Here is a 17910-nt window from a genome sequence, read left to right on the forward strand (position 1 = left end):
TACGTTGCCACTGACAAGTTCAGACGATATACCGCAAGGCTCAGCCAAATGGTTGTTCAATATCCACTGCAGGTTCAGTAAACCAGCGCGGTCCCTGCTCTGTCATATAAAAATGGTCTTCAAGCCGCACGCCAAACTCGCCCGGCAACACCAGCATAGGTTCATTGCTAAAGCACATGCCCGTCGCCAGTTCTGTGGTATTTCCTTCAACCAGATAAGGCCATTCGTGTATGTCGAGCCCGATACCGTGCCCGGTACGATGGGGTAGCCCCGGCAAGTTATAATCCGGACCGTAACCTTGCTGCTGCAAATAACCACGCGCTGCGCGGTCAACCTGCTGACAGGCTATACCGTTTCTGGCTGCAGCAAAAGCGGCTTGCTGGGCATGTTTTTCATGCTGCCACACCGTGCGCTGGCGCTCATTCGCCTTACCAAAAACATAGCTTCGGGTAATGTCAGATAAGTAACCATGCACACGGCAACCGGTGTCGATCAGTACCATATCGTTATCAGACAGTGTTTTGGGGTGCGCTACGCCATGTGGGTACGCGGTATCTTCGCCAAACAAGACGATACAAAAATACGACCCCGAGGCAGCCCCCACTTTTTTGTGTGCCAGATGAATAAACTCGGTTACCTCGATGGTGCTAATGCCGTCATATAAAATACTGGCAGCGGCTTTATGTACCGCCAGCGTCATATCCATTGCTGTTTGCATCAGAGCCAGTTCTGCTGCCGATTTGTGCATCCTGCACGACGCAGTAACAGGGCGTGCATTGGAAATCCGCAGGTTCGGTAAATGTTGCTGCAAACCATCGGCAATGAAAAACTGCGCACTTTCATCCAGCGCCAATTTTGCCTGTTCACCAAAGCGTTCTCTGATCCGCTGCGCGCATAACGCATAAGGGTCATCATGCTCTTGCCAGCTGAGTACCTCACCTTTAATAAGCATCAGCGGTGCGATACTGCCAATTTCAAAATGCGGAATAACATAAATCAGCGAACCATCAGCAAACAACAGCGCGGCCACTAAGCGCTCGCTCGCATACCAGTCTACACCCGTGAAGTAACGCAAATTAGTACCGGCGTTCAGCAACATGACATCTGATTGCTGCTTTGCCATTAAGCCAAGCGCTTTATCAATACGCCGCTGATATTCATCTACTGCTATCGGCCTGACATTTGCGGTCATATCATCTAACTGTGCTAACGCCTGCTCTGTGGTTAAGCCACCAATACCTTTCGCCATTATATCCCCAGGGTATTTTTATCTGTTGAATGGAAGTAGTTCAGTATACTCCCGACATCAGGCTGATGAAACCAGCCCAGCCAACCAAGATGACTATACAACTTGACCACAATTTAACCAAACAAGCCCAAAGTCCAGACCGCCAACAATAATTATTTTCCTGCCTGAGTAGTCGAGATAATATAAAATCATTAAATATCAGAGAATTAAATTCTATCTAGAATTTAAACAAGGTGAATTTCTACTTGATGTTTTTAATTAGCACAGGTAAGTTGTATAACATCTTAATCAGCAAGAATTGCAAAATGAACAACGTCACTGTACTGCATCATCATAGCGACTAGCCGTCCGGATAATTCGGAGGGCTAATTTCTGGCGCTCCGGTGGTACAGCAACACATCAACCCCGAGCCCAGGCCCGGGGTTTTTGTTTTTATGCTTTATACAATTTAATTATCGTCACGGAGACCAATATGAGTCCGGCAACTGAATCAAAACGTTTACGCATCGCCATGCAGAAATCCGGCCGTTTGTCGGTCGACTCGCAAGCCCTGCTGACCAGCTGTGGGTTAAAAATCAACCTGCGCGAACAACGGCTGATTGCGCATGTCGAAAATATGGACATCGATATTCTGCGGGTGCGTGATGACGATATTCCTGGCCTGGTGATGGACGGAGTTTGTGATCTGGGTATTGTTGGCGAAAACGTACTGGAAGAAGAGTCACTGCAGCGCAAACTGGATAACGACAGTTTTGATTACACTGTACTAAAACGGCTGGATTTTGGCGGTTGCCGCTTATCGATAGCCGTGCCACAGGAAGAAAACTACACCGGCGCTGCCTCATTAGACGGTAAAACCATCGCCACCACTTACCCACGTTTGCTGGGGCGCTACTTAAAGCAGCAAGGCGTTAATGCCCGTATCGTGAATTTAAAAGGCTCAGTCGAAGTGGCACCACGCGCCGGGCTGGCCGATGCTATCTGTGATCTTGTCTCTACCGGCGCCACACTGGAAGCCAATGGCTTAAAAGAAGTCGAAGTGATTTACCGCAGTAAAGCGGTGCTTATTCAGCGTAAGGGCTTAAGCGATGAGCGCCAGCTCAAGCTAATCAACAAACTAATGCCACGCATTAACGGCGTAATGCAAGCTAATGAAAGTAAATACATTATGCTGCATGCGCCACGCACTCGACTGGATGAGGTTATCGCGCTGCTGCCAGGTGCGGAAAACCCGACCATGCTTCCGCTGGCCGGCAACGATGAGATGGTAGCCATACATGTGGTCAGCAGTGAAACCCTGTTTTGGGAAACCATGGAGCAGTTAAAAGCGCTGGGCGCCAGCTCCATCTTAGTGCTGCCAATTGAAAAGATGATGGAGTAACCATGAGCCGCGTGATTGATTGGGCTTCGTTATCTGACGCCGGGCAACAGGCCGCTCTGGCACGGCCGGCACTTGCGGATTCGGCATCCTTAAGTACGCAGGTAGCAGAGATTATCCGCAATGTTCGTGCGAACGGCGATGCGGCGCTACGTGCCTGCAGCCAGCAGTTTGATGGCCTGGAGAGCAACCCGATAGCGCTAAGCACGACGGTAAAGCAAGCGCAGCTGGCAAAGCTATTGCCAGAGCGTAAAGCCGCTATTGAGCTGGCGTACGACAATATTCGCAAGTTTCACGCTGCCCAGTTGCCGCGTGATATCGAAGTAGAAACCAGTACCGGTGTTATGTGCCAGCTAAAAAGCCGCGCCATAGCTGCGGTCGGTTTGTATATCCCTGGTGGCAGTGCGCCACTGCCCTCCACGGTACTGATGCTGGGTGTGCCGGCACAGTTAGCCGGTTGCGAGCGCATAGTGCTGGTAACACCGCCTGGCAAGCCAGCTGCAGGCGATATCGCGCCGGAGATTCTGTATGCGGCAGAGCTTTGTGGCATCAGCGAGATTTACACCATCGGCGGCGCACAAGCGATAGCGGCACTAGCCTATGGTACTGAAACCATAACCAAAGTGGATAAAATCTTCGGCCCGGGTAATCGTTATGTTACTGAAGCCAAACAGCAGGTGAGCCAAGATGCCAAAGGCGCACAAATAGATATGCCGGCCGGCCCGTCGGAGGTGCTGGTACTGGCCGATAACAGCGCCAATGCAGCCTTTGTCGCTGCCGACTTGTTATCTCAAGCCGAACACGGCCCGGACTCACAAGTGATCTTAGTCAGTGACAGCAGCGGTTTAATTGCCGCTGTACAGGCAGAAGTGGCCAGCCAGCTCTCGCAACTGCCACGCAAAGATATTGCAGAGGCCGCACTTAGCCACAGCCGCTATATTTTAACCGCCGATTTAGCCCAGGCGGTGACGGTAACAAATGCCTACGCGCCGGAGCATTTAATTGTGCAAACAGCCTGCGATGATGAGCTGGTAGCGCAATTTAACAGCGCCGCCAGTATCTTTGTCGGCAAATGGACGCCAGAGTCTGCCGGTGACTACGCCAGCGGTACCAACCATGTGCTGCCCACCTATGGTTACAGCAAAACGGTATCCAGCTTATCGCTGGCCGATTTTTACCGCCGCTTTACGGTGCAAAAGCTAAGCGCACAGGGCATGCGTAATATCGGCCCGGCCATTGTCACGCTGGCACAAGCCGAAAGCCTGGACGCGCACGCCAATGCAGTGCGGCTACGTCTGGCAGAACTCACAACTATTGAAGGTTAAGCACAAGATGGCAAACTCAACCCCAACTGGCGTATATAACCTGGCCAGACAAATTGTAAAAGACCTCGTGCCTTACGCCTCGGCGCGCAGCAGCATGAGTGGCGGTGCTGTCTGGCTTAACGCCAATGAAAATGCCTTAGCACCAAGCTATCAGCTGGATGGCACTTTTAACCGCTATCCATCCTGTCAGCCAAAAGCGGTAATTAATGCTTATGCCGACTATGCCGGTGTATCACCCGAGCAGGTACTGGTAAGCCGCGGCGCCGATGAAGGCATTGAGCTTTTGATCAGAAGCTTCTGCGAACCGAAACAGGACAGCATTACCATTTGCCCGCCAACCTATGGTATGTATGCGATAAGCGCTGAGAGCAACCAAACGGCTGTGAATAAAGTGCTGCTGATTAACAACGAGCAGCTGGATTTAGCCGGTATTTTTGCCACCAGCCCTAAGCTGGTGTTTATCTGCAGCCCGAATAACCCGACCGGCGATTTGATCCCGCGTGAGCAAATTATTGCTGTACTTGAGCATTTCGCCGGCAAAGCCCTGGTGGTGGTGGATGAAGCCTATATTGAGTTTGCACCTGAAGCGACGCTGGCCAATGAACTGGCTAACTACCCGCATTTAGTTATTTTACGCACCTTATCTAAAGCCTTTGGTCTGGCCGGGCTGCGCTGCGGTTTCGCGCTAGCAGCACCGGAGGTGATAAACGCACTTAAAAAAATGATCGCCCCCTACCCGATCGCCGAGCCGGTGGCACAAATTGCCGCCCAGGCGTTATCGAAAGCCGGTATTACGCAAATGCAGCAAAGCGTGGCGACAATAAACGCGCTTCGGCAGCAGTTTATCGCCTTTGCCAAATCACAAACTGGCGTAAAAAAGGTCTGGCCGAGCAATGCTAACTATGTGCTTTTGCAGGTTGCAAACGCCGCAGATTGCGTAAGCAGCCTTATTAAAAGCGATATTTTAATCCGCAATCAGTCCAGTCAGTTGGGCTTATCTGAAGTGGTGCGGATTTCCATTGGCAACGCCGATGAAATGCAGCGCCTGACACAGGCGATGCAGCAGTATTTTTCTAATACCGATAGCAAAGAGAGAGTAAGCGCATGAGTGGCCTGCCTATTTTATTTATCGACCGCGACGGCACCATGGTTGAAGAGCCGCCAATTGACAAGCAGCTCGACAGCCTGGAAAAGCTGGCCTATGAGCCGGGCTTAGTGCCTGCGCTGCTAAAACTGCAGGCCGCTGGCTACCGTTTAGTGATGGTGACCAATCAGGATGGTCTGGGTACCGATAGCTTCCCGCGTGACACCTTTGATGCGCCGCACGATAAGATGATGCAACTGCTGACCTCGCAAGGCATTATTTTTGACGATGTGCTGATTTGCCCGCACTTTGAACGTGATAACTGCAGCTGCCGTAAGCCTAAACTGGGTTTGGTTAAAGAGTACCTGCAGCAGGGCAAAATCGACTTTACTAATTCCTACGTGATTGGCGATCGTATTACCGATGTGCAACTGGCCGAGAACATGGGCCTGCCGGCGTTTCAGTATAACCGCGACAGCTTAGGCTGGGCGCACATCACCAAACAACTGCTAAGTCGTGGCCGCAAAGCGACAGTTCGCCGCACCACGCGTGAGACCGATATTGAAATCAGTGTCGATCTGGATACCAGCGGCAATAACAGCTTTAACACCGGCGTCGGCTTTTTCGATCATATGCTGGAGCAAATTGCCACCCACGGCGGCTTTTCACTGCAGGTAAAGGTTGAAGGTGACTTACACATCGACGATCACCACAGTGTAGAAGATACGGCACTGGCACTGGGCCAGGCACTAAAACAAGCTTTGGGCAACAAACGCGGCATTAACCGTTTTGGCTTTGTACTGCCGATGGATGAATGCCGCGCTGAATGTGTACTGGATTTATCCGGCCGACCGCTGTTTGTGTTTAATGGCGAGCTGGGCGAAGGTGCTGTTGGCGGTTTGAACCTGGAGATGGTACCGCACTTTTTCCGCTCGTTAAGCGATGCCATGCTGATGACGCTGCACTTAAGCATTACGCCAGGTAACAAACACCATATGGTAGAGGGCTTATTTAAAGCCTTTGGCCGCGCGCTGCGTCAGGCCATTACCGTATCGGGTGAAGCATTACCCAGCTCAAAAGGGGTACTGTGATGCAACTGGTGATTGTTGATACCGGCTGTGCCAATATCAGCTCGGTGTATTTTGCCTTCAAACGTTTGGGCGTTGACGCCAGCATCAGCCGCGATGGCAAGGTAATAAAAGCGGCCGACAAGGTGCTACTGCCCGGTGTTGGCACAGCGCACAACGCTATGGCCAAGCTGCAACAGGCGGAACTGATTGACACGCTGCAACAGCTGCAACAACCGCTGCTGGGTATTTGCCTGGGTATGCAAATGCTTACTGCGCACAGCATGGAAGGTGATGTGCCATGCTTGAACCTTATCCCATCTGAAGTGCTACCGATGCAAAGCGCCGGCCTGCGCTTGCCGCATATGGGTTGGAACACACTGCATAGCATCAGCGAGCACCCGTTAATGCACGGCTTTTCTGTCATAGACTATGTGTATTTTGTGCACAGCTTTGCCGTTGCGCCCGACGCGTACAGTCTGGCGCAATGTCATTACGGTAATGATTTTGCCGCTGTAATTGGCAAAGACAATGTCGCTGGCGCACAGTTTCATCCCGAGCGCTCAGGTAAAACCGGCGCACGTTTATTACAGAATTTTCTGGAGTGGCAATTATGATTATCCCCGCCATCGATTTAATTGACGGCAATGTGGTGCGCTTGTACCAGGGTCGCTACGACAACACCACTCAATATGACTTTAGCCCTATAAGCTTGCGTAACCAATACGCCCAGGCCGGTGCAGACTGGCTGCACATTGTTGATTTATCCGGTGCTAAAGATGCCACTAAACGTCAGCTTAAACTGTTAACTGAGCTGATGACCGCTTCACCTTTACATATTCAGGTCGGCGGTGGCGTGCGCAGCGAGCAGGATGTGATTGATTTACTTGATGCCGGTGCCGGTCGTGTGGTGATTGGCAGTTTAGCTATACGCCAGAGCGAGCTGGTGCAAAGCTGGGTGCGCAAATACGGCGGCGAACACATCGTGCTGGCATTGGATGTCGCCATTAATGATAAAGGCGAGAAAACCCTGCCCTCGCATGGTTGGATTGAACAATCGAACATTACCCTGGAGCAGGTGCTGAACGGTTATATCGCAGCCGGTGCCAAACATGTGCTTTGTACCGATATAAGTAAAGATGGCACCCTAACCGGCTCTAATGTCACGCTGTACAAAGAGCTGGCCAGCAAATATCCGCAAATTCAGTGGCAAGCCTCTGGTGGCATTGGCAAGCTGGATGATATCCGCGCGTTAATTGGTAGCGGCGTAGCGGGCGTTATTTTGGGCCGATCATTACTGGAAGGTAAATTTACCCTTGAGGAGGCCATTGCATGCTGGCAAAACGGTTAATTCCCTGCCTCGATGTACGCGATGGCAAGGTCGTAAAAGGCGTACAGTTTCGTAACCATGAAATTATCGGTGATATCGTGCCGCTGGCACAGCGCTACGCTGAGGCCGGCGCCGACGAGCTGGTGTTTTATGATATTACCGCGTCGAGCGATGGCCGGGTGGTCGATAAAAGCTGGGTGCAGCGTATTGCCGAAGTCATCGATATTCCATTTTGTGTGGCCGGAGGTATTAAAACGGTTGCAGATGCCGGCAAGATCCTCGAGATGGGTGCTGATAAAATTTCGGTTAATAGCCCGGCGCTGAGCCGGCCTGATCTGATCAACGAGTTGAACTATCATTTTGGCCAACAGTGCGTGGTGGTTGGTATAGACAGCTTTTTCGATGTTGTGTCGGGTCAATATCAGGTGTACCAGTTTACCGGCGACGAGAGCCGCACTCAGAAAACCCGCTGGCTGACGCGCGATTGGGTCAGCGAAGTGCTGCAGCGCGGTGCCGGGGAAATAGTGCTTAATTGCATGAACCAGGATGGTGTGCGTCAGGGCTATGATATTGCCCAGCTTAAAAGCATCCGTGACCTTTGCACTGTGCCGTTGATCGCCAGCGGCGGCGCCGGCGCTATAGCACACTTCAGTGATGTGTTTACCCTTGCAGATGTCGATGGCGCGTTGGCCGCCAGCGTGTTTCACAAAGGCATTATCGAGATAGCACAACTTAAAGCACAACTGATTGCCGCTGGCATCAGTATCCGGCCGTAATGGGGACTATATGAATAACGAGCAAATCAACACATTAAACTGGCCTGACAATAAGCTGCTGCCAGCAATAGTGCAGCACGCTATATCGGGTAAGGTGCTGATGCAGGGGTATATGAACCCGGACGCGTTATCACACACCCTCAATAGCGGTGATGTCACGTTTTTCAGCCGCAGCAAACAACGGCTTTGGACCAAAGGCGAAAGTTCAGGCCATGTCTTAAAGCTGGTCAGTATCGACAGCGACTGCGATGCCGACAGCCTGTTGGTACAGGCACTGCCACAGGGCCCCACCTGCCATACGGGCACCGAAACCTGCTGGCATGACAACAGCGCCAACGGCCCGCAACTGGCGTTTTTGTATGACTTAGAACAGGTGATTAAAAGCCGGGAAGGCAGCGACCCGGCAAGCAGCTACACCGCCAGTTTATTTGCCAAAGGTGTAAAGCGTATCGCCCAAAAAGTCGGTGAAGAAGGCGTCGAATCGGCCTTAGCGGCAATGGCAGGCGATAAAGAAGAACTAGCCAATGAAGCGGCGGATCTCATTTTTCATTTGTTGGTGTTATTACGCAGTCAACAACTGGAACTGAATGACGTTGTGAAAGTGCTGCAGCAACGCCACAAATAGGCAGAACAGCGGCAGCTAAACTGTACAGTGACCGCACAGGTTTGCAGTGCAGAAGTGGCGAAAGCACGGCCGCATAACTACACTTAGCAGCGTCATGACCGCGAAACCACCGCATCTGCACCGCGAGGCTAATCTGATCCAGATGCTGGACCCAATGTCCACTGACTGGAATCAGGCGCTGCCTGCCCCCGATAGCACAGTAACCAATCAGTTGGTTGCTGCGCTTGATTTTTCCCGTTTAAACGCCCTTTTTGAAAACTTTCTACTGGTGATGAATATCCCCATTGCACTGATTGATTTGCAGGGCAAGGTACTGGCGTCGTCACGCTGGCAAAGGGCCTGTGTGCAGTTTCATCGTCAAAGTGAGGCAACATTAAAGCGCTGCCTGGAAAGCGACTGCGAGCTGTCTAAACAAACACTGCACGGCAAAAGCTACTCTCTTTATCGCTGCGGTAACGGCCTGACTGATTGTGCAACCCCGATTATGCTTGAAGGCCAGCACATTGCTAACCTGTTTATCGGCCAGTTTTTACTTAAAGAGCCCGACCCGGCTTTTTTCCGGGCGCAAGCAGCAGAGGCAGACTTTAACACCGACGACTATCTGGCTGCGATAGCAGAAATACCCATAGTTGACGAAGCAAAACTGCCTGCGATGTTAAATATGCTGGCTTCGCTGGCATTACAGTTTACTGAGCTTAGCCTGATTAATAACCGTTATCAGCGCAGCCTGCTACACACAGAACAGCAGGTGCAGCAGCGCACACAGGAATTAATGCTGCAAAATCAGATTTTAAGCCAGATAAGTGAAGGTGCAGAGCTAAAAACTATTCTGCATAACCTGGTTACGCAGGTCGAACAACTGCACCCGTTAACACACTGCTCTATTTTACTGCTGGATCAAGACGGTAAGACCTTGCGCCACGGTGCCGCGCCGACCCTGCCAGATGCATACAATCAGGCAATAGACGGCGTTACCATAGGTATTGGCGTTGGCTCCTGCGGCACTGCGGCATATACCGGCGAAACAGTGATTGTTTCGGATATAAGCACTCACCCTTACTGGCAGCCGTATCAGGCACTGGCACAACTGGCTGGCGTTAAAGCATGCTGGTCGCAACCGGTTAAAAATGCGCAAGGTAAAGTTCTGGGCACTTTTGCTATCTATCATGATGAGATAGCACAACCTTCTGCCGAGCTGCTGGAAAAAATTAAGGCTTACAGTAACCTGGCAGAACTAGCCATCGGCCGCTGGCTCAGCGCGGCACAAATCAGACGTCTGGCATTTTATGACAGCCTGACCGGGCTGGCTAACCGGCGCCTGCTGGAAGAGCATATGCTGCAGGCAATGGCTGCCAGTAGCCGCAGCCAGCACTATTGCGGTTTGATGTTTATTGATTTAGATAATTTTAAACCGGTAAACGATATCTATGGCCACAAAAAAGGTGACTGTCTGTTAGTCGAGATGGCAGCGAGGTTACGCAATACGGTCAGACAGGCCGATACGGTGGCACGTTTCGGCGGCGATGAGTTTATTGTGCTGCTCAGGGACATAGACCCGGACCACAACCGTAGCAAAGAGCATATGCAAATTATTGCAGCCAAAATCACCCAGGAGCTATCCCGCCCCTATCCGTTGACAGAGCAGTGTATGCATCAATGTGCCTGTAGCATAGGTTTGGTATTGTTTCAGGGTGACAATGATTGCGATGAATTGTTACGCCGGGCGGACAGTGCAATGTACCAGGCCAAGAACGGCAAATTAAATCAGCCTTGCTGGTTTAGCTAGCGCAACGGCCCGTTAAATCAACGCATTAAAATGTAACAGGCTTTGTCGGCGTCTTGACAAGCTTCGCCATGCCACAGACTATAGCCGGGTTCTGAGAGATCAGGTTCTACCGTTTTACCTTTCTGTTAACAAAAAAATTAGAAGAGTCGCTATGAAAAAATCCTTACTGATGCTGGCTGTCGCCAGTAGCTTTGTAATGGCAGATGAAGGCATGTGGATGCCACAACAACTGCCGCAAATTGCCACTGAATTAAAAGCTGCAGGTCTGGCGCTGAACCCAGCCGATCTGACCAAACTTACTGAGTTTCCTGCCGCTGCCATTGTCAGCCTGGGTGGCTGTTCAGCGTCTTTTGTATCGCCTGAAGGTTTGGTAGCAACAAATCATCACTGTGCCTATGGCAGCATTGCACATAATTCCACGCCCGAAAACGACTTATTAGCAAACGGTTTTCTGGCTAAAACAATGAAAGAAGAAGTGCCTGCCGCACCGGGCAGCCGTATTTTCGTGACCAAAGCCGTAGATAATGTCAGTGATAAAATCATTGATGCCAAAACAGCGAAGTTAAACGGCAAAAAGCGTATCGACGCGATTGAAGCAAACCAAAAAGCACTGGTTGCAGAATGTGAAAAAGATGAAGGCCATCGCTGCACGGTAGCCGCTTATTATGGCAGCCTGGAGTTCTATCTGATTAAACAGCTGGAAATTAAAGATGTGCGTTTAGTGCATGCACCAGCCGAAGGTGTAGGTAAATTTGGTGGTGATACTGACAACTGGATGTGGCCACGCCACACCGGCGACTACAGCTTTTACCGCGCTTATGTTAGCCCTGAAGGAAAATCAGCTGACTTCAGCACCGAAAATGTGCCTTACAAACCAGATTTCCATCTGACGCTGGCCAAAGACGGTGTAAAAGAAGGTGACTTTGTGATGGCACTGGGTTACCCGGGCCGCACCAACCGCCACCGCCTGCCAAGTGAAGTAAGTGACACCTTTGAATGGGCTTACCCTAATACCGTGGCGCATTATAAAAACACGCTGGACATTATTGCCCGCGAAACCGCTACAGACAAAGACGCTGAGCTTAAATATGCCAGCCGTGTCGCAGGTTTAAACAACTACATGAAAAACCGTCAGGGCATGCTGGACAGTTTTGCTCAAAGCGATTTTTTACAGCGTAAAACGGCTGAGCACGCTGAACTCACCACTTGGGTTAACAGCAGCCGTGACAATAAAAAAGCCTATGCCGCTGATCTGAAAAACATCGAAAAACTGTTGAAGCAGCGACAGGATCAGGACCACCGTGACTACCTGCTTGACAACGCTAAGCCGCGTTTACTGACTGTCGCCGCGGCGCTGTATCGCTTAGCGGAAGAAAGCACCAAGCCAGATGCCGAGCGTAAAGCTGGTTTCCAAAGCCGTGATTTACCGCGCTACAAAGCGTTTTTAACTGGCATGGAACGCAATTTCGCCGTTAGCGTAGAAAAGGCACTGGACCTTTATAACCTGAGCCGTTACGCCGCCCAGCCGAAGAAGCAACGTGATGCCGGGTTTGATAAAGTCATGGGTATCAAAGACGGTATGAGCGAAGCGCAGCTGAAAACGGTGATAGATAACTGGTATGCCAATACGGCATTAACCACGCTTGATAACCGTATGGCGCTGCTGGATATGACACCTGAACAGTTTGCCAAAACCGACGATGCTTTTGTTAAAGCTGCGGTAGCCCTGCACAAATGGAGCCTGAAACGCGAGGCTGCAGAAGAAGAACTGGCCGGTAAAATTCAGCAGGCTTACGCCAGCTACATGCGGGCAAAAATTGCGTTTATGCAATCTAAAGGACAAGCCGTTTACCCTGATGCCAACAGTACGCTGCGTGTTACCTACGGTAACGTGAAAGGCCGCGCACATGGTAACGAAGACGGTAACGCCTGGGCACCGTTTACAACGCTGCGTGGTATTACTGCCAAAGCCACCGGTGAAGGTGAATTTAATGCCCCGCAAAAGCAGCTGGATGCCATTGCCGCCAAGCAATACGGCCCTTACAAAGTAGATAGTTTAAACTCTGTACCGGTTAACTTTATGGCGACACTGGATATTACCGGCGGTAACTCAGGTTCGGCGGTACTTAACAGCAAAGCAGAACTGGTAGGTTTAGCCTTTGATGGTACGCTCGATTCCATCATTTCGGATTGGGATTACAACCCAGACAATACCCGTTCTATTCAGGTCGATCACCGTTTTATGCTGTGGCAAATGCAGCTGGACGGCGCCGATAATCTGCTAAAAGAGATGGGCGTAAAACAATAGAACTTTTTAAACGAACAGAGGTTTACTCTAAGCCAACCGTTGCAGGCCTGGATGGCCGAATCGAGCCCTCAGGGATGGGTTTACGGCGTGTTGGCGTGGGTAAACCGACGTGAGTATTACACCTTTAGCCGGCTTTCTTGCCGGCTTTTTATTGCTTTTCCAATAACTCTGCTGCCAGCCGGACAAAATCTGACGAGGTTAAAATCCCCTTCAGCTTATTATTTTTATCTACCACCGGCATACAGCCATGGCGGTTTTTTACAAAAAAGCCCGCCACCTCTTTTAAAGATTGCTCAGGTGTAACGGCCGCGAAATCGGTGGCCATCATATCCGCTACTAATTGCTGTTTTTCTTTACGTTCCAGCGCCGTAGCACCGTATTGCGCCATCAGACCCATGACTTTCGCAATCATAATTTTTTGCGTTAGCATGCCAACCAGTTCGCCACTGGCATCAATTACCGGGATATGGCGGATATTTTTCTCACGCATTAAATCATGCGCGTCTTTTAAGCTGGCATCACGGGTTACACATAAAGGGTCTGCCGTCATCAGTTCAGCAACAGTGGTAATAGTCATACAAGGCTCCTGTATTGCCGCAGTTTATTTGTATTAGATATAGCGAAAAAGCCGGCAAGGTGCAGTGAACTGGATCAAGTTTTTCATCGTACGGCGTAAAAACAGTCTGGTTTCACCAAAAGCGAAAAAGAAAAATCTGATCTTGCTGCCTGATGCTGGCGTTAGTAATGCTGACTCTTGTGTCTAACTTCAGGCTAACAAAAGGAAACACTATGAAACTGTCACACTTAATAAGCGCCACTGCGCTTGCTGTCTCGTTAATGTTTACCGCTCAGGCACACAATCACGAAGCAAAAGCCGATATTGTTGATACCGCTGTTGCTGCGGGTAATTTTTCTACATTGGTTACAGCCGTAAAAGCCGCCGGGCTGGTAGACACTCTGAAAAGCGACGGGCCTTTTACTGTATTTGCGCCCAATGATGCCGCGTTCGCCAAGATACCGGCAGCCGATTTAAATACGCTGATTGCCGATAAGGACGCGCTGACCAAGGTGCTGACTTACCATGTAGTAGCAGGCAAAGTGATGGCTGCCGATGTCGTTAAATTGAACTCGGCCAAGACAGTGCAAGGTCAGGAGCTGGCCATTACGGTAAAAGATGGCAAAGTGTACGTTGATGGCGCGCAGGTGATAGCGACTGATATCGTTACCAGCAATGGCGTCATTCACGTGCTGGAAAGTGTCATTATGCCCAAATAAGCCTTTACTCAGCTCGTCTCAGGTTGCTTAGCCTGAGACGAGGTCAATGAGCTTCCCAGCGACGCCACTATCACCAGGCCTATCGCCAGCCACTGCCATACAGTCAGTAATTCCGACAAAATTAAGAAACCGGCCAGTGCCGCTATAGCCGGCTCCATACTCATAAATACACTGAAGCTTTGTGAGGTCATATTGCGAAGCGCGACCATTTCCAGCGAGTACGGAATAGCACTGGACAAAATACCGACCAGAAAACCAAGCGGCAGCACTTGCCAGCTAAGTAGCGCCATCCCCTGACTTACCGCCCCTATCGGCACCAGAAACAGTGCAGCCACTGTCATGCCCAGGGCAACGGTAATACCACCGGAACTTTGGGCATTGGTTCTTTTGCCAAATAAAATATAGCCAGCCCAGCACGCACCGGCGGCCAGCGCCATAACCACCCCAACCGGGTCTAAAGCGTCGGCACCGCGCATATCAGGCAGCAGCAGTAAAATACCAGCAATAGCACAGCCTACCCAGAGCAAATCCCGCTTACGCCGCGATGAAAACAGTGCCACGGCCAGCGGCCCGGTAAATTCCAGCGCCACGCCAATACCCAGCGGAATACGCTCAATAGCCAGATAAAACAGAATGTTCATGCCGCCAAGGCTTATACCGTACGTCACAATGGCCAGCCAGTCACGCCGGCCGGATGGTAATGCTCGCCAAGGCCTGAAAACCAGCCACAGCACGAAAGCAGAAAACCCCAGCCTTAATGCAGTAGTGCCCTCTGGGCCGATGATCGGAAACAGCTGTTTAGCCACAGAAGCCCCGGATTGAATAGTTACCATCGCCAGCAACACACTGGCGACCGCTACCAGCAAGGCACGATTAACCGCTACAGACATAACATTGAAACCTGACAGGACAACTCACCGCAAATGAGCCGCTATTGTAGGCGCAACGGCAATAAAACGTAAGCAGCCATGCACCCTGATACATCATTTTTGCGTTATAACGGGGCATTCTCCGCATCTGCCAGCCATATACTGTGACGCTGACATCAGCCTGTCAGAAAAATAGCATTATTCAGCAATATGTTAAGCGCAATGTTGGCGTGAAAGCCAGCTGATAACGCGACTGGCATACAACCTGCTTTGTAAGCTGAAACGGCCTGTATGCTCACCCGTGTTTCGTTCAATATTTCAGGAGCATTGATATGACCGGACTCCATAACCGAAGCCATCCGCTGCGCGATATGCTGGATAAAGAGTTGCAGCAGCGCACCTTCCCAGCCCTGACTGCGCCGTGCCGTCTGTGCCAGTTTATGCTGACAGTATCACCGGCCTCGCGCAGTAGCGAGCTAAGCTTCATACAACAACTGGCCAGATCGCAGGGCAGTCACTTCAGTGATGCTGATAATGATATTAACCTGCCACTGTTTGGCGGTAGCCTGCGCTTTGAAAAACATGGCGAATTTTCCAGCTATGTGTTTATTCAGCACGGCAGTGCAAAACAGTTGTTTGATGACCCGCTGGATTTTTTGCCAACAAAAGACTGGCTGGACGATATCCCGGGCCAGATATTCCGCGTGGTGCAGCTTAGTGTTATTACACCGGCGCAGCTTAAGATGCATGGGAATATTGATACGCTGTTTAACCCGGATAATTGCATCAGCAGTCTTTTAGCCGCTCAGAAAGCCCGGATCTGGACCGACTTTCAAAAACATGCCGAAGGCGCCGGCCGTATGCTACTGGTAGACCATGGTCTCTCTCCTGCCGCACTTGGCCGCTTGGTGCAACAACTGTTTGATTTGGGTAATTATCGCAAGCTGTCGTTGCTCGGCTGGCCATTGTCACGTCAGGCACTGGCGAAACTGACACTGCTGGAGCAGCAGTTGTCTGACATTACGCAGCGTATAGAGCACAAACAAAGCGATGATGAGCGTTTACTAAACGAAATTACGACGATGGCAGCGCAAACTGAACATTTAATCGCCGATACCAGTTCACGCTTGCAAGCCACCGCGGCTTATTATCAACTTACGCTGGACAGAATTAAAAGCCTGAATGAAACCCCTATTGAGGGCCTGTTATCACTGCAGGATTTCAGCGAGCGACGCTTAACGCCAGCCTTTCGTACCAGCGAATCCGTTGTGTTTCGCCAGAACGCCCTCTCTGGCCGTTTAGGCCGTTCAACAGAGCTGTTACGCACCCGCATCAACCTGAAACTGGAGCAGCAAAACCAGCAACTACTGGCATCGATGGACAGACGGGCTAAATTGCAGCTGAATATGCAGCAAATGGTAGAAGGCTTATCGTTGGTTGCTATCAGTTATTATGCTGTGCAGTTGGCAGAAAAAGCCATTAAAGCACTGGGCTACTGGTTACCACAGCTCGATACCCAGCTGTGGCAGAGCGTCAGTGTGCCGGTGGTGATTGTTATAGTGGCGGCAGTACTGATGTGGGTGAACCGGCAATTACACAGAAATAGCTGAGTAAGGCTGTTCAATATTAAGCATGCTTGAGATTTCGCCGGCTAAGTGCTTTACTTGCAATCCTTTCATGCAACGGATACAACAACGTGTGGCGCTTATTGTGTATTTTGCTGGGTATCGCCGCTGTGCTGGATACCACTGAGGCTTACGCGCAGGAACAAGGCTTATCAGCAGATGGTAAAAGACTGCTGAAGCTATCACCGGGCGACCCTGGCCGCAGCACTGTTGATGTAAAAGCAAAAACGCCGCCAGCGCAAATTGCCGTATATAAGTCGGTTAAAGCCGATGGCACAGCCATGTTTTCTGACCGCCAGCCACTGAACCGGCCTTATCAGATTGTACGGTATGACTGCTTTGCCTGCGATCCGACATCCAAAGTAAACTGGCACACTGTGCCCTTGTATATCAGGCCCTATAACCAGCTAATCGCAAGGGCTGCCAGTGATTATCAACTTGACCCGGCGCTGATCCGTGCCGTTATTCACGCAGAGTCGTCGTTTCGCCCCGCCATTGTCTCACGCAAAGGCGCGGTGGGATTAATGCAGCTGATGCCTCAGACAGCGCAGCAACTTGGTGTGCTTGACGCCAGTGCGCCAGCACAGAATATCGCTGCAGGCAGCCGCTATCTGGCGGACTTAATCAAACAATACAATGGCGAAGTGTCACTGGCGTTGGCTGCATACAATGCAGGCGCCAGCAATGTAAGGCGCTACAACGGCATACCACCTTTTGCCGAAACCCAGGCCTATGTTGAGCGGGTAGCAATATTACATAAACGCTATCAGCAGGCAGGCTAAGACGATGCGACAGTGTGATTTAACGCGGCACGCATAATATCTTTCCACGACACTAAACCGAGCAGATGCTTGTGCTCATCTGTTACCGGCAGGCAACTGATATTATGTTTTAATAATAATGCTGCAGCCTGCTTTATTGTACTGTGCTCAGATACGGTGATGACCGGAGTGATCATAACCTGATGCACTTTGCGACTGCGGATAAATAAGCTAATGGCAGGATCGCTGGCGGCATCCATTACCGGGCTGAGCTCGCGAAAATAATCTTTTACTGAGACTATACCGACCAGACGATTGCTGGCATCTGTTACCGGTACATGCTGAAAACGCGCTTTGGCGAACACGTCGCGTAGTGAGGCCAGGCTGGCATCGGCCATAGTGGTAATCAAGCGATTACGGTGCGTCATAATTTGCGCAATGCTCATACCTGC

At 50.7% G+C, this 17910-nt stretch carries 17 protein-coding genes; 13 read left to right on the top strand and 4 right to left on the bottom strand.

Features of this window, described 5'->3' with window-relative positions:
• Window positions 1-40 precede the first annotated feature (40 nt).
• Window positions 41-1249 carry a M24 family metallopeptidase gene (locus LHL18_RS09540; RefSeq protein WP_226766891.1) on the bottom strand — a complete coding sequence of 403 codons (1209 nt, stop codon included), beginning with the start codon at window positions 1247-1249 and terminating at the stop codon, window positions 41-43.
• A gap of 472 nt (window positions 1250-1721) precedes the next feature.
• On the opposite strand from LHL18_RS09540, the gene hisG reads away from it, so the two are divergent.
• The 10 genes from hisG to LHL18_RS09590 all read left to right on the top strand — a co-directional run bounded on the left by hisG (window position 1722) and on the right by LHL18_RS09590 (window position 12928).
• Window positions 1722-2630 (top strand): ATP phosphoribosyltransferase, encoded by a 909-nt coding sequence (gene hisG, locus LHL18_RS09545; protein WP_134056025.1) that lies wholly within the window; start codon window positions 1722-1724, stop codon window positions 2628-2630.
• A gap of 2 nt (window positions 2631-2632) precedes the next feature.
• Window positions 2633-3952: a histidinol dehydrogenase gene (hisD, locus tag LHL18_RS09550; protein WP_226766893.1), complete on the top strand. Its 1320-nt coding sequence runs from the start codon at window positions 2633-2635 to the stop codon at window positions 3950-3952.
• Between the two features lie 7 nt (window positions 3953-3959).
• Window positions 3960-5060, top strand: a complete 1101-nt coding sequence (gene hisC, locus LHL18_RS09555; RefSeq protein ID WP_226766894.1) for a histidinol-phosphate transaminase — start codon at window positions 3960-3962, stop codon at window positions 5058-5060.
• The gene (gene hisB, locus LHL18_RS09560; protein ID WP_226766896.1) at window positions 5057-6127 is read left to right on the top strand and encodes a bifunctional histidinol-phosphatase/imidazoleglycerol-phosphate dehydratase HisB; all 1071 of its coding nucleotides are present in this window, start codon (window positions 5057-5059) and stop codon (window positions 6125-6127) included. The genes hisC and hisB overlap by 4 nt, the downstream gene beginning before the upstream one ends.
• Complete coding sequence (hisH, locus tag LHL18_RS09565; RefSeq protein WP_226766898.1) at window positions 6127-6720, top strand: imidazole glycerol phosphate synthase subunit HisH; 594 nt, start codon at window positions 6127-6129, stop codon at window positions 6718-6720. The genes hisB and hisH overlap by 1 nt, the downstream gene beginning before the upstream one ends.
• Window positions 6717-7454 (top strand): 1-(5-phosphoribosyl)-5-[(5-phosphoribosylamino)methylideneamino]imidazole-4-carboxamide isomerase, encoded by a 738-nt coding sequence (gene hisA / locus LHL18_RS09570; protein ID WP_226766900.1) that lies wholly within the window; start codon window positions 6717-6719, stop codon window positions 7452-7454. The genes hisH and hisA overlap by 4 nt, the downstream gene beginning before the upstream one ends.
• Window positions 7436-8209 carry an imidazole glycerol phosphate synthase subunit HisF gene (gene hisF / locus LHL18_RS09575; RefSeq protein WP_134056038.1) on the top strand — a complete coding sequence of 258 codons (774 nt, stop codon included), beginning with the start codon at window positions 7436-7438 and terminating at the stop codon, window positions 8207-8209. Before hisA ends, hisF begins: the two co-directional genes overlap by 19 nt.
• Before the next feature lie 10 nt (window positions 8210-8219).
• Window positions 8220-8834 carry a bifunctional phosphoribosyl-AMP cyclohydrolase/phosphoribosyl-ATP diphosphatase HisIE gene (gene hisIE, locus LHL18_RS09580; protein WP_226766902.1) on the top strand — a complete coding sequence of 205 codons (615 nt, stop codon included), beginning with the start codon at window positions 8220-8222 and terminating at the stop codon, window positions 8832-8834.
• A gap of 94 nt (window positions 8835-8928) precedes the next feature.
• Window positions 8929-10620 carry a PocR ligand-binding domain-containing protein gene (locus LHL18_RS09585; protein ID WP_226766904.1) on the top strand — a complete coding sequence of 564 codons (1692 nt, stop codon included), beginning with the start codon at window positions 8929-8931 and terminating at the stop codon, window positions 10618-10620.
• 151 nt (window positions 10621-10771) lie between these two features.
• Window positions 10772-12928, top strand: coding sequence for a S46 family peptidase (locus tag LHL18_RS09590; protein ID WP_226766906.1), 2157 nt, complete (start codon window positions 10772-10774; stop codon window positions 12926-12928).
• A gap of 148 nt (window positions 12929-13076) precedes the next feature.
• On the opposite strand, the gene LHL18_RS09595 is transcribed toward LHL18_RS09590, so the two are convergent.
• Window positions 13077-13505, bottom strand: a complete 429-nt coding sequence (locus LHL18_RS09595) for a CBS domain-containing protein (RefSeq protein WP_226766908.1) — start codon at window positions 13503-13505, stop codon at window positions 13077-13079.
• Between the two features lie 212 nt (window positions 13506-13717).
• Between LHL18_RS09595 and LHL18_RS09600 the strand changes: the two genes are divergently transcribed.
• Complete coding sequence (locus tag LHL18_RS09600) at window positions 13718-14203, top strand: fasciclin domain-containing protein (RefSeq protein WP_226766910.1); 486 nt, start codon at window positions 13718-13720, stop codon at window positions 14201-14203.
• A gap of 8 nt (window positions 14204-14211) precedes the next feature.
• Here the strand turns inward: LHL18_RS09600 and LHL18_RS09605 are convergent, their stop codons facing one another.
• A complete protein-coding gene (locus LHL18_RS09605; RefSeq protein WP_226766911.1) occupies window positions 14212-15093 on the bottom strand; it encodes an EamA family transporter in 882 nt (293 codons plus the stop codon).
• 311 nt (window positions 15094-15404) lie between these two features.
• Here LHL18_RS09605 and LHL18_RS09610 point away from each other — a divergent pair, with 311 nt between their 5' ends.
• Both LHL18_RS09610 and LHL18_RS09615 read left to right on the top strand, forming a co-directional pair.
• Window positions 15405-16682 carry a DUF3422 family protein gene (locus LHL18_RS09610; protein WP_226766913.1) on the top strand — a complete coding sequence of 426 codons (1278 nt, stop codon included), beginning with the start codon at window positions 15405-15407 and terminating at the stop codon, window positions 16680-16682.
• A gap of 86 nt (window positions 16683-16768) precedes the next feature.
• On the top strand, window positions 16769-17479 hold the full coding sequence (locus LHL18_RS09615; RefSeq protein ID WP_226766915.1) for a lytic transglycosylase domain-containing protein: 711 nt from the start codon (window positions 16769-16771) through the stop codon (window positions 17477-17479).
• On the opposite strand, the gene LHL18_RS09620 is transcribed toward LHL18_RS09615, so the two are convergent.
• Entirely contained in the window at window positions 17476-17904 is a 429-nt protein-coding gene (locus LHL18_RS09620) for a CBS domain-containing protein (RefSeq protein ID WP_134056059.1), read from the bottom strand. The two genes, LHL18_RS09615 and LHL18_RS09620, sit on opposite strands and share 4 nt — an antisense overlap.
• Between the last annotated feature and the right edge of the window lie 6 nt (window positions 17905-17910).

The organism is Rheinheimera aquimaris (assembly GCF_020531985.1).
GTDB lineage: Bacteria > Pseudomonadota > Gammaproteobacteria > Enterobacterales > Alteromonadaceae > Alishewanella > Alishewanella aquimaris.